8 protein-coding genes are annotated in these 13,035 nt (G+C 66.3%); 3 read left to right on the top strand and 5 right to left on the bottom strand.

What is annotated here, in order from left to right; genetic code table 11:
• A partial coding sequence (locus ACTWP5_RS31730; RefSeq protein ID WP_443224647.1) for a hypothetical protein occupies positions 1-509 on the top strand: 509 nt, incomplete at its 5' end.
• A 50-nt stretch (positions 510-559) separates the two neighbouring features.
• A complete protein-coding gene (locus tag ACTWP5_RS31725) occupies positions 560-1,177 on the top strand; it encodes an IS5 family transposase (RefSeq protein WP_443224646.1) in 618 nt (205 codons plus the stop codon).
• Between the two features lie 706 nt (positions 1,178-1,883).
• Here the strand turns inward: ACTWP5_RS31725 and ACTWP5_RS31720 are convergent.
• The 5 genes from ACTWP5_RS31720 to ACTWP5_RS31700 form a co-directional block, all read right to left on the bottom strand.
• The gene (locus tag ACTWP5_RS31720; RefSeq protein ID WP_443224645.1) at positions 1,884-3,536 is read right to left on the bottom strand and encodes a protein kinase domain-containing protein; all 1,653 of its coding nucleotides are present in this window, start codon (positions 3,534-3,536) and stop codon (positions 1,884-1,886) included.
• A 73-nt stretch (positions 3,537-3,609) separates the two neighbouring features.
• Positions 3,610-6,831 carry a type I restriction endonuclease subunit R gene (locus ACTWP5_RS31715; protein ID WP_443224644.1) on the bottom strand — a complete coding sequence of 1,074 codons (3,222 nt, stop codon included), beginning with the start codon at positions 6,829-6,831 and terminating at the stop codon, positions 3,610-3,612.
• A gap of 11 nt (positions 6,832-6,842) precedes the next feature.
• On the bottom strand, positions 6,843-8,117 hold the full coding sequence (locus ACTWP5_RS31710) for a restriction endonuclease subunit S (RefSeq protein ID WP_443224643.1): 1,275 nt from the start codon (positions 8,115-8,117) through the stop codon (positions 6,843-6,845).
• Positions 8,114-10,144: a type I restriction-modification system subunit M gene (locus ACTWP5_RS31705; RefSeq protein WP_443224642.1), complete on the bottom strand. Its 2,031-nt coding sequence runs from the start codon at positions 10,142-10,144 to the stop codon at positions 8,114-8,116. Before ACTWP5_RS31705 ends, ACTWP5_RS31710 begins: the two co-directional genes overlap by 4 nt.
• Positions 10,141-11,910 (bottom strand): N-6 DNA methylase, encoded by a 1,770-nt coding sequence (locus ACTWP5_RS31700; RefSeq protein ID WP_443224641.1) that lies wholly within the window; start codon positions 11,908-11,910, stop codon positions 10,141-10,143. Before ACTWP5_RS31700 ends, ACTWP5_RS31705 begins: the two co-directional genes overlap by 4 nt.
• A 476-nt stretch (positions 11,911-12,386) precedes the next feature.
• On the opposite strand from ACTWP5_RS31700, the gene ACTWP5_RS31695 reads away from it, so the two are divergent.
• Positions 12,387-12,626 carry a hypothetical protein gene (locus ACTWP5_RS31695; protein ID WP_443224640.1) on the top strand — a complete coding sequence of 80 codons (240 nt, stop codon included), beginning with the start codon at positions 12,387-12,389 and terminating at the stop codon, positions 12,624-12,626.
• Positions 12,627-13,035 lie beyond the last annotated feature (409 nt).

The following is a 13,035-nucleotide window of genomic DNA, read 5'->3' as shown; positions in this document are numbered from 1 at the left end:
ACGCCCTGCTGCCGCGGCGGTTCACCAACGACCTGGGCATCGAGTTCGCGCGGATCGCCGAGGACATCCGCCCCTCCCATGAAGCGGCCCCCAGCGACCTGGCCAGGGATCTCGCGCGCCGTGGCTGTACCGACGTGGTCGTCGGCGTCTACGCGGAGCAGCCCGGTCCCCACGCCACGCCCGAGAACCCCGTCCTCGTCTCCGTCCAGGTCTTCGCGTTCCCCGACGTGGCGACAGCCCAGGGTGCGCACAAGTACCTGGGCGACGGGGGAGGGGTGTGGCGCCTCACCATCTGGAGCGCCCGCGACGGGGGCGGTCTCGCCCCTTGTCCCGACGAGGTCCGCCGCAGCTACCGAGGGCGGTGGACCTCGCGCGAACACCGCTACTTGGCCGTGGCGCTGGCCTACCGCGCCGACCTCACCAACGACAGCTCCATCGGGCCCTGGCTCACCGCAGCCGCCAACAGGGCCGCGACCTCCGCCGGGCCGCAGAACCACCACGGCGTCTAGGCCGTTTCGTTCGGATCATCCGATCATTGGGCCGTGTGTGCCGTTAACCGATGTGCTGGGCGCGGACTGAGCCGTTGTTGCCGGACCGGACGCCGAGGCGGGGTGGCCGCTGGCGCGATCACCGGCAGGTGATCGACGCGATCGCCTTCACGTTCCGGACCGGGACGCAGTGGGTCCACCTGCCGGAGAAGTACGGCACCTGGAGAGGCGCCTACAACCGGCTGCGAATGTGGGCCCTGGACGGTACCTGGGAACGGGTCTTCACCGCCCTGGTCGCCCGGGCCGACGCCGATGAGGACCTGCAGTGGGCGGTCGCGGTCGACTCCACGATCGTGCGTGCCCACCAGCACGCCGCCGGAGCCCGCACAAAGGGCCCCGGCCCGCGAGCCGCCGATCACGCCATCGGACGCTCCCACGGCGGGCCGACCACGAAAATCCACCTGGCAGCCGACGGCAACTGCCGGCCTCTGGCCTTCCGCCTCACCGCCGGACAGGCCGGTGACGCCCCCGCCATCGACCGCGAGGCCTACAAGCAGCGCAACACCGTCGAACGATGCATCAACTGCATCAAGCACTGGCCCGGCCTCGCCACCCGATACGACAAGACCGCAACCATCTACCTCGCCGGACTCCACATCGCAGGCATCTTCATCTGGTCCGCACGATGATCCAAACGAAAGTACCTAGCTGGCGTGCTCCTGCGGGCCGACTCCCTCGCCGCCCTGGTTGCCGCACGGGCGATGGCGGCTGCGGCGGATCGATCGGCGTGGCCCAGTGCCTTCGCCGCCGTTCTGGCCCCGCCCAGGACCGCACACCCGAGTCCTGGCGCGGTCGGCGGACCTCCGTCCCGGCCTCGGCTTCGTCGCGGAGCCTTGCGCTCTGCGCACTGCAGTCCGGCCCAGGACTGGTAGACACAGCCCCTCGTGGCTGACGTTGCCTACGACGCTGCTCCCACCTGGCCTTATGCGGCAGCGGCAGCCCTGTGTGCTGGCGCGGCCCTCACCATCTCCCGCACCACCCGGCTCCCCGTGACGGAAGCCACTCCCCGCCAGTGAACCCGGCGCCCAGCGGCCATCCATCTGTCCACGGCTCAGAGCACGGATGGGCAGGTACCGGACACTGTGCCGTCGCGGCGAGCGATCCCCCTTTCCCGAGCCCTCCTATCCGTATGGAGTTTGAGGGTGATCTGCATGATGCTGGTCTGCCGGCAGCGTCACGGTGAAGCATCGCGACGCTGCCGCGGAGCCGTCCCCCCGGATGAGTGACGGTGCGCCCTTCTCTGTCATTGTCCGTCCCATACGTACTGCGGGCACGAAGGCCGGGCCTGGCCAGGACACATGTGTCAGCCCCGACGGTGCCGGAGAGGTCAGTCGATCAGCTCAGGTCTTGGCGAAGGCGGCGGAGATAGGCGTCGATCTGTAGCAAGCCGGGCCAGTTGCTTCCCCGCAGGCGGGAAGTCTCCGATCGGAGCCGGTCACCTACGTCCAGTGCCTGGGAAAGGTTCTCCGTCGCGGCATACAGGCTCATCAGTCGGGCGAGGGCATCGAGGTGGCGATTGACGGCGTCCTCGTCGTCGGGTCCGGGCCTAATCTCGCTAACGCGGTCGAAGGCTTGGATGGCGGCGGTGGCTTCGCCGAGTTCCATCCGGCATTGCGCGGTGTAGTACCAGCAGAGCTGGGCTTGCTCGTCGTGGTCACCGTAGAGGTCGGTGTAGTGGCGGGCGAGTGGCTCGAAGAGCGCGAGGGCCTCGCGGTGGCTTCCGGCCAGGAACTTAACCTGGGCGAGGCTGAACTGCATGCCTTCCCTGATCTCCGGGTCAGTCGCTCTGACGATCGCATCGGCCAGAGCGTCGGCGGCCTGGGTGAACTGGCCCTCTTGAGCCAGCTGTGCTGCCCGGTCGGAGACAGCGTCCGCTTCCTCTTCGGTCAGTGCGGCAAGGTCTGACAGCGGCTCCTTCGGTGTGGCTACCGGTGGGAGCACGAGTGGCGAGGGAACCACCGCGGTGGGTGCGTACGAGGCGCCGATGCTGGAGCCGCACGCCCGACCTCCGAAGGGGCGCAGGAACGGCAGGCGGGGGTCGAGGAGATCGTCATCGGTCGCGGTGAGGTCGCGCCTCGTGGCGTGAACGAAGGGCAGGAGGGCGTCGTAGACCTCCATCGCGCCCATGCGCTGCTCGGATTCCTTGGTGAGCATCGCCAGCAGTAGCTTCTCGATGTCGGCCGGGACGTCTGGGCGCAGGGAACGGATGGGCGGGGGCGGGGTGTGGACGTGGTGCCACATGTGGGAGCGGCTGTCGTCCGGGGTGAACGGCGGCTTGCCGGTGAGGAGTTCATGGAGCACGCAGGCGAGGGCGTAGATGTCGGCGGCGGGGCCGACGGCGTTGGCCAGGCTCTGTTCGGGTGACATGTAGGGCGGGGTGCCCACCGTCATGCCGACCTGGGTGAGCCGGGGCAGGGTGCCCACTCCCCGCAGTGCGGCGACGCCGAAGTCAAGGACCTTGACCACGCCACCGGGAGTGAGCATGAGGTTGGATGGTTTGATGTCGCGGTGGACGACATCGTGGTGGTGCACGGTGTCCAGGACGGAGGCGATCTGGGCGCCGACGGCCGCGGCCCAGGAGACGGGGACCGTCTCGCTGTCGTAGTCGGTCTCGTCGATGAAGGTCTGCAGTTCGCGTCCCTGCAGGAGCTGCATGACGACGAACAGCCGTCCGCTGGCCTCGTCGGTGCCGGTGTCGTGGACAGCCGGCACCCCCAGGTGTTCGATGCCGGCGCTGATCTGGACCTCGCGCAGGAAGCGGGCGCGGCGGGTCTGCAGGGTCTCCTCGAAGGCCATGCCCTGGAACCCGGCCGGAACTGGGCGCTCGGCCAGCATCATCTTCACGGCAACACGCCGGTCCAGGCGTTCGTCGTATGCCTGCCAGACCTCGCCCATGCCGCCTGCACCAATGGGGGTGTGCAGCCGGTACCGGCCCGCGATCACGCGGGCCCGGTCACCGGCGTCTAAGGTCGGTGCGCCGTGCACCATGCGAGGTCCCTCTCTGCGTGGGGGGAGCGTGATCCCGGCCCGGCCTCTTACCTGACGTGCTGTCAAGCACAGGCTATGCGGTCGGCGGCTCCGGTCGTCGGCTTCCAGTGGACTTGAGCTCGGCGGCCCGCTGCTCGGTGGCCCGGCGCTCGACCTCGCGGCGGACCGGTCGACGGATGAGCTGGTACGCCTGCTCGGTCGCGACCTGCTTGAACAGGCGATTGACGTTCGCGTCGTCGAAGTAGCGGACCATCAGGGCATCGTTGGACGCCGCCTGATCGATGACGAGCCGGTCCATGTCCTTCTCCAGTTCCCCGCCGAAGACGTCCTGGTCCTGGTGCAGCCCGATGGCCCGCAGTTCGGGGTCCTCGCTCACCGCGACCACCAGCTGGCCCAGCAGGATCTGGTCAGTGGTGGACAGTCCCGTTCCGTACTCGTCGTTGACGGACTGGATCACCTCGGCCAGCGACATCTCCTCCGCCTCGGCCACCGCGCCGCCCGCTTCGGGAACCAGGCCCGTCAGCACCTGCGCGCCGGCGGCCTCCAGGTGCAGTTCGGGGGTGCCGGTCTGAGTGATGCGCATGTGGCTTGGGACGACGGTCCCTATGTCTGCGCTGGCGCTGCGGTCGGGCGCGGGCAGGCGGCGCAGCAGGAAGCGTCCGTACTGGTAGAGCCGTTCCAGTTCGAGGTTCTCGAAGCCGATGACGTGGGAGAGCCAGCCGTACGCCTTGGTGTAGGAGTCCAGAGCGCGGCGGAACTCAGCAGCGGTGTCGGGTTCGGCGGCGTTGAGGGCGTTGAAGCGGTCCAGGGCGGGCTGGAGGTAGCCGTAGAGCCGGGCGTGGGCCTTCATGATGGCGGTGTCGGTCGCCGTCCCGCCTTGGAAGGCTGCGAAGTATGCGGTGACGAAGGCGTCCATCTCGGCCTCCACCAGGAGCTGGTAGGCCATCACCTCGCGTTCGCGGTCGAAGAGCAGGTTGGGATCGGTGGGCTCTTTGACCGATGCCGTGTAGTACTGCTGGAAAGCCTGCTGGATGTCCTCGGGCCGGTTGGCGAAGTCGAGGATGAACAGGTCCTCGGTGGTCTTGAGCGGGTGGGTGCGGTTGAGCCGGGACAGCGTCTGCACCGCGGCCAGCTTCACCAGGATCTTGTCCACGTACATGGTGGTCAGCAGGGGCTGGTCGAAGCCGGTCTGGTACTTCTCGGCGACGACGAGGATGCGGTGCTCGGGCTTGGGGACCGAGGGCGGGTTCGGGTCGTCCGCGCGGGTGTAGCCGAAGCGGGCGGGCAGCTCGCGTTCCGGGAAGCCGTTGAGCTTAGCCTCGGTGTACTCGATCCCGTCGAGAGTCAGTGCCCCGGAGAACGCGACCAGGGTGCCGCAGTCGGTGAAGCCACGCTGGTCGATGTAGGCGCGCATGGCCTGGTAGAGCCGCACGGCGTGCTCACGGCCGGAGGTGACCACCATCGCCTTGGCCCGGCCGCCGAGACGCGGGCTGGAGTGCGAGCGGAAGTGATCAACGATGATCTTCGCGCGGGAGGCCATCGACGCCTCCGACATCAGCGCGGCCCTCACCAGCTTGGAGCGCGCCTTGCGCGGGTCCACCTGCTGTTCGGCCTCGTCGGCGGCGGCCTCCTGGAGCTTGAAGTACGTGGCGTAGGTGATGTAGTTGCCGAGCACGTCGAGGATGAAACCCTCCTCGATGGCCTGCCGCATCGAGTAGACGTGGAACGGCCCCTTCTCCTGCTCCCCCGATCCGGGATTGCGGTAGGGGGTGCCGAAGAGGTCGATCGTCTTCGCCTTGGGGGTGGCCGTGAACGCGAAGAAGGACAGGTTCGGCTGCTTGCCGCGGGCCAGGGCCGCGGCCGTCAGCGGGTCGCCCTCCTCGTCCACCGCGTCCGAGCCGAGACGGCCCAGCGCCTTCTTCAGCGCCGCCGCGCTTTCTCCGCCCTGCGAGGAGTGCGCCTCGTCGATGATCACCGCGTAGCGCCGTCCGCCCAGCCCCGCGACCTTGTCCAGGACGAAGGGGAACTTCTGCACGGTGGTGATCACGATCCGAGCCGTCGGCCCGGTCAGCGCGTCCGCGAGCTGTTGGGAGTTCTCATCGATCCGCACGACCACGCCGGCCTTGTGGTCGAACTGGTAGATGGTGTCCTGGAGCTGCTTGTCCAGCACCCGCCGGTCAGTGATGACGATGACCTTGTCGAAGACCAGCTTGTTCGCCCCAAGGCCGGATGCGAGTGCGGCGGGCGCGATCAGCTCGGGGTCGTGGGGGGTGTGCAGGCTGGACAGGTGGTGCGCCAGCCAGGCGATGGTGTTGGACTTGCCCGAGCCGGCGGAGTGCTGGATCAGGTAGTTCTCCCCCGCGCCATGGCGGGCCGCGTGTGCGACGAGCTTGCGCACCGCGTCCCACTGGTGGAAGCGGGGGAAGATCAACGGCTGCGTGTGCGCGCTGCCGGGCTTGTGCGACGGCGCCCGCCCGGCCTTCGCGGCGGCGTCCTCCACGTGCAGGAACCGCTGGAGTAGCTCCAGCCAGTTGTCCAGGTCCCACACCTCGTCGAAGAGGTAGGAGGTCGGGTACGTCCCGTCCGTGGGGGCCGGAACGTTCCCAGCACCGCCGATTTGCCCGGGGCCACCGGACCCGGTGTTGAAGGGCAAGAAGCGGGTGGTGTCGCCAGCCAGACGGGTCGTCAGGAACGCCAGCGTTGGATCCACGGCGAAGTGCACCAGACTGCGCTTGGCGAAGAACAGCTCCTTCGGATCGCGGTCACGTCGGTACTGCCGCTTGGCGTCCTCGACAGTCTGCCGTGTCAGCCCGTTTTTCAGCTCCACCGAGGCGACCGGTAGTCCGTTGAGGAAGAACGCCATGTCGAGGGTGTCAGCCGGGCGGGAGACTGAGTAGTGGAACTGGCGGACGAAGGTGAGTCGGTTGGCGTTGTATTCGGTGAGAGCGTCGGCGGCGAGGGTGTGCGCGGGACGGAAGTAGGCGAGCTGGATCTTCACATTCCGGTCGTTCACGCCCCGACGCAAGACGTCCAGCAGCCCGCGTGAGTCGATCTCCCGCGCCACCCGCTTCGCGAACCGACTGATGGCCTGCTCTTCTTCCTCGTCGTAAGCGGCCTGGAGAGCCAGCCACGCATCGTTCTGCGAGGCACCGAGGAACGCGGACAGCTCGGAGGTGTCGATACCGAGAACGCGGTCGTAGGTGTTCGACAGCCCGCGTTGCCAGCCGCTGCGCAGCAGCGCCGCTTCCACGGCGTTCTCGAATGCCTTCTCCGTGTACACGCGGGCGTCGTTCATCTGCATCCCCCTCAGAGGTCGTGGTCGTACGTGGGGCGGGCGGTGGTGACGTCCAGTTGACCCGTGACAGCAGCGGTGATTAGTGCCTGACGGCGCTCGGTGAGGAGCGCAAGCTGGCGGATGAGCGACGCTCGCAGCTGACTGCTGGCGACTGTCGTCTGCTCCATGAAGTGGATGAGCTCTCGCTGCTGGACAGTCGTTGCTCGCGGCATCGGCCATGCCTTAATGTCTTCTCCGCGGAGTTTGACCATGGACTGTGACGATCCACGAGCAGACGATTCGATAACGGCGCGAACGCGACCACTCAGAGCGACCTGGGCCACGAAAGACGGGAGGATTCCCGATCCGAGCTTCACTCGATAGACCAGATCAGGTAGGAGCAGACGCTCGCATCTTCCGGAGACGACGGCTACATCACCAACAAGATTCGGCGTGTTGGCACGCGTGACAAGCAGATCTCCCGGTCGAACCTCATGCGCGCGAGTGGGAAGGATCCCGGCAGGCAACCGCTTATTTTCTCCTGAATCGAACTTTCCCTGTTTTACAGAACTGAGCTTAAGTACGGCCCATTCATCAGCATCGTCACGCGAAACAGCCTCGCACTGTGGGCTCTCACCTTGCTCGATAATCGCCGTAAAACGCCGAAGAGGAATCTCGCCCTGCTGATCGAACAGCTCGTTGACGAGGCCGTCCCTCACCGACTTGTCCCGCTCTTCCAGGCTTTTCAGCATGGACCGCCGAAGGTTCGATAGGCGGTCGATCCGCGCGGTCTCCGCGTCGAGGAAGTCGGCAATTCGGCGCTGCTCATCCCGCGACGGGACGGGGATTGGTACGTTGCCGAGCTCCTCCTTAGTTACATGAACCATACCGATCATTCCGCTTGTCAGCTCTCGTTCAATCCAGAACGTGGCAGCCCGAAGCGACCAGTAAAGCCAGTCTTTTTCGCACCCCTGGACGGATACCTTGAAAATGTGCTGATTCAGGAAGTGGAGCCCCGGCTTGTCCCACCTAAATGGGCCGAAGGATGTACCCGGGTTCCCAGACCAAGAGAAGAGCAAATCTCCAGAGGTTACGTGATGCTTTTTATCGAGTGTCAGACTGGAAAGATTAAAGCTCTCCGAGCCGTTCAGGTTTTCGATTCGGATGATTGGTGTGCCGAAGTCTGTCCAACCATCGGATTTAAAAACGTATCCGTTATGCAAGGTCGCCAGGTGCTTGAGTGGAATTACTCTCCATGAATCAGGAAGAGGCGCCCCATACGGAATCTGCTTCGAGACAGACGTCACGCGGTCACCTCCCCGAGCAGGGCCTGGATCTCGGACTCCAATGACTTCAGCTCCGCGTCGATCTCCGACAGCGGCCTCGGCGGTGTGTAGACGTAGAAGTAGCGAGTGAAGGGGATTTCGTACCCCAGCTTGAACCGCTCTGTCTCCTTCGTCTTCGGGTTTCGGATCTCCGCGATCCAGGCGTCCGGGACGTGGGGAAGCACCTCACGAGCGAAGTACTCGTCGATGTCCTCGCTCAGCGGGATGTTCTCGTTGTCGCGCAGGTCGGAGTCAGGCTCGGGCTTGCCCTTGACGAGCTGAACCTCGCCCTCCGGGTCGGTCACTCCCACGGCATCACGCAAGGCCTTTTGGAAGGGCGCGGCGGAGGGCCACAGCACGCCGCCGGCCACCATCGCCGTCCGCATGGCGTCCCACGCCTCAGCCTTGGTCGACCACTGCGACCCGCGCAGCGGCTTGAGCGCGGCCAGCAACAGCTCGACCGCTGCCTCGCCCCCGAGTGCCTTCTTCACGGCGGGCGACGCGCCGAGCTGAGCAAGGCTGTCCTCGGTCAACTCGAAGCGGAGCTTGAGCGGCCGGTCCACGGTGATGCGCTGGTAGCCGAAGTCCCGGTTGGCGAAGACCTTCACCCGCCCGTGGTCCGGATGGGATTCGTCGCCGACGATGCTCAGCGCGTCGCGGTAGATCGCGCCGATGCGTCCAATCTGCGCCCGCGTGATCTCCTTGCGCTTTTCGCCGAGGGACTTGCGCATCTTGGTCCACTGGTCGCGGGCGTCGAGTAGGATCACGCGGCCTTTGCGGTCGGCAGGCTTGCGGTTGGTGACGATCCAGAAGTACGTGGAGATACCGGTGTTGTAGAAGAGCTGATCCGGGAGGGCGACGATCGCCTCCAGGTAGTCGTGCTCGATGATCCACCTGCGGATTTCCGACTCGCCCGATCCTGCACCACCGGTGAACAGCGGGGAACCGTTGAAGACGATCGCCAGTCGAGTGCCGCCGACCTCATCGCCCGCATCGTCCTTCTTCAGCGGCTGTATCTTGCTCATCATGTGCTGTAGGAACAGCAGCGAGCCGTCGTTGATCCGGGGCAGGCCGGCGCCGAAGCGGCCGTCGTATCCGCGGTCCTCGTGCTCTTGGCGTACGACCTTCTCGACCTTCTTCCACTCCACGCCGAAGGGCGGGTTGGCAAGCATGTAGTCGAAGGTCTCGCCGTCGTGGCCGTCCTGGCTGAAGGAGTTGCCGAAGCAGATGTTCTTGGCGGTATGGCCCTTCAGCAGCATGTCGGAGCGGCAGATCGCGTACGACTCGGCGTTCAACTCCTGTCCGAACAGGTTGACACGTACGCCCGGGTTCAGCTTGCGGATGTGCTCCTCCGCCGCCGAGAGCATGCCGCCCGTACCGCAGGCCGGGTCGAGGATCTTGACGACCTGCCCCTTCTTGGTCAGCCGGTCATCGTCCGGGGCGAGCAGCAGCTCGACCATCAGCTCGATGACCTCCCGCGGGGTGAAGTGCTCACCGGCGGTCTCGTTGGAGGCGTCGGCGAACTTCCGGATCAGCTCCTCGAAGACGTAGCCCATGTCGTGGTTGTCCACGGCCTCGAAACTCAGATCGAGGCCGGCAAACTTCCGCACCACCTGGTAGAGCAGGTCAGCGTTGTCCAGACGGTCGATCTGGAGGTGGAACTCGTAGCGGTCGATGATCTCGGTCGCCTCCGAAGAGAACCCCCGGATGTAGTCCTTGAGGTTTTTCGCCACGTTGGCCGCATCGTTGCTGATGGTCTCGAACGTCTGCTCGGAGAGGTTGTAGAACTTGAGCTTGGAGGCCGCCAGCAGCAGCCCGTCCTTGTTCTCCCCGGTGTAGGAGGCAGCCCGGTCCCACACAGCTTGGCGGGTCGGGGTCATGACGCAGTCCAGTCTGCGCAGCACTGTCAGCGGCAGGATGACCTTTCCGTACTCCGAGCGCTTGTAGTCACCGCGCAACAGGTCGGCCACCGACCAGATGAAGTCGGCCAGTTCCTGGTTCTTGCTCAAAGTGTCCTGTCCTCTCGCCCCACTGCGTCGTCTCCGTCGGTCGTCGTGCTCTGGTGTTCAGCGTCGCCGCTGTCCCGCGTCGGTGGTGGGTCGAGCGCGCCACCGGTAAGGCCGTCGCGGGCGAGCCGTGCGGCCCGGTCTCCCATCCTGGCGAGTTCGGCCAGCTCGCGTTCGAACGCACCCAACAAGCGAAAGGCGTCGCCGTAGCGGCGCTGCCGCTCGATGTTCATGCGGGGCAGGCGCGCCGCGCGCGGGTCTGCTCGGAACGTACCCGAGGGTGATGTGCTGCGGCGGGCGTTCTCCGCGCTGTTGGCGAAACCGCGCACGTAGTCGGGGTCCAACTGGTCGCTGACGGACGTGAGCTTTCCGCCGTCCAGGCTGACCAGACCCGCCGCCAGGAGGTCGCTCATCACCACCGGGGCGCCCTCGTCCAGTCCGCCGACCCGGTCTCGCGGACGTAGCTCGGGAAGCAGCGCCAGCAAGCGACTCAGACGCGCGTCGAAATCCCCGCGCAGCGCGGCGTACTCCGCCGCGTAGTCGGGTTCGGGCTCGCGGACATAGCGACTGGGGGTGAGGTCCACCTCGTCGTTGAGTAGATCAATCAGCGGTACCTCCGTCTCCTGGTGCGACTGCGGCTTCCAGGGTCCGTCAGGGCTGTTGGCACCGAGGTCCACCATGCGTACGGTCCGCGCTGCCTGCCCGGGGTCGGAGGGCCGACTCAGCAGCCACAGGTGCAGCGGCAGTGCGTGACTGGCCGCGAGGCCCGACGGTAGGGCCACTACTGCGGTGACACAGCCGCGACGCACCAATTCCGCGCGGATTCGGCGACCGGAGCGGCGGTGGGCGACCGATGCCGGGAGGGCCACGACGGCACACCCGCCGGGGGCCGTGTGGTGGTAGCAGTGCTGGAGCCAGGCGAGTTCGCTCTCCCCGCGCGAGGGCACACCCGCCTCCCAGCGTGGATCAACGAGCAAGTGCTCGCGGCCCCAGTCGGCCACGGCGGTCGGCGGCTCGCACACGACCAGGTCCGCGCGAAGATCGGGGAAAGCGTCAGCCCGCAACGAGTCGCCCGCCACGACCTGAGCTGGCGCCGCTGCCTCAGCGGAGGACAACGCCACGCGTACCCAGGCCAAGCGCGTCGCATCCGCGTGTGTGTCCTGCCCCAGCCTGCTCCCGACCGCATTGCCGCCCACCGCGACGAGGAGCGAGCCGATGCCGCACGCAGGGTCGAAGACGACTCCAGATGTCTCACCCGCGAATTCACGGACAGCGCGGGCCAGTCGCAACGTCGAGGTACCGTCCAAGGCGGCGCGCGCGGTGGACTCCAACAACCGGGCAACAAGACCGCCCATCAGCTCAGCAGGTGATCGCTCGGTAGCCAGTTCATCAGCTGCCTTGCGCGCCGCCTGGTCGGTCAGCTCGTCCCGACCGCCGAGGAGGTGGCCCCCGACCGCAGCGAGCGCCCTGACCATTTCTTCGCCGTAGGCACCGCGCAGCGCCTGCCAGAGTCGGACTTCTCCGCTGGCCTCTCGGGCCTCTCGGCCTGCTCGTTGTCCGTCCAGCCACTGCTGCACCTGGGCGAGCGAGTACAGAGGACTTGCCGAGGTGCCGCCGACAGGTGAGGGGAAGTCCGAACGGCGCCTGCGCCAGTTGGACACCGCAGCGCGTGTCACTCCCGCGAACCGTGCGATCTCCGCAGCGGTCACCGCGGCACCAGGTACCTCGTCTCCTGCGGTCATGGAAGAACCGTACACCAGCATCGCCATCAGTCCGATTTACATCGTGTTGACGCCGCCAACGGAATGATGTTAACTTCAACGTCAAGTGCCCGGCGATGCTGACGCCCGCGCCACACACCCCCAACGCGCTTCCAACTCGCTGGGGTCGAGTGAGGGGAATCGATCGATCGTGATCACTGATCACGAGCACGACGAAGAGGACGACCGCGAGAGCGTCGACACCCTCTACCGTGACTGGGAGCGTCTGGTCTTTCGGCTGCGCAGAACTGGCGACGAGGTCCGTGCTCTCCACGCACGCATGACACCGTGGCACGGGTCGGAACCGCGACGCGCGGCCGACTGGGACTGGATCATGAAAGCATTCGCGCGAGAAGCCTCAACCGCCAGCAGAAGCGACTTCGAGAGCTTGATCCTCCGGGCCACAGAACTGCACCACCGTGGTGTCGGGGATCCTCAATCCGGACCGCGGGCCCCAGCCCATCCCGTCACCGTTCGTGCGACACATGCCCGAAGATCAGGCCAAGACCGAAGCCGAGCGCTACGAGCGCCAGGGCCGACATGTGCTCGCCTACCAAGAGCACATCCGCCACTGCCTCGACCACTTCGTCACCGCTTGGACGGCACTCATCGACGGCTGCTCGATCTGCGACTGGGAGATGATCGACGACGAGTTCCCCAAGCTCGCCGAGTTGACGACGGAAGCCCAGAGGGCTTTCGACATCTGGGTATCGCTCGACCGATAGCTGCACATCAGCGTGGACGGGGGATGGGGACAGTGCGAGATCAGGCCCCACTCTTCCTTCTCGCACCACGCGGGTGTGCGGTAATCCGGAGCGAAGCCTGCCAAGGCTCAGTAGCGTTCACCGAACGCCACAGGCTCTGGATCGGCCTCGTCCTTCGGGGTAACCACTGGGATGAGGCTACGAGATCCCAGGCTGCCTCCTATGCGGCTCGTGCCTGAGGCCCCACCCCGCAGGTGTCGACCATGGCCATTGCCAGGTCCACGCGCGTACCTCTCCGGCCTGTGAGCCTTTTCCAACCTGTCTGAGGCCGTGGGGCGTTGAGGTGGGGGCTGGGTGCGGGAAGGGGTGAAGCTCCTGGTAGATGGGTTGTCGACCAAGATCAACCTGTCCGCCCGGAGCTTCACATGCT

This window comes from Streptomyces sp. 4N509B, assembly GCF_052245655.1.
In the GTDB taxonomy this organism is placed as follows: domain Bacteria; phylum Actinomycetota; class Actinomycetes; order Streptomycetales; family Streptomycetaceae; genus Streptomyces.
The sequence above is the reverse complement of the archived record's forward strand: the minus strand, read 5'-3'. Positions and strand labels throughout refer to the sequence as shown.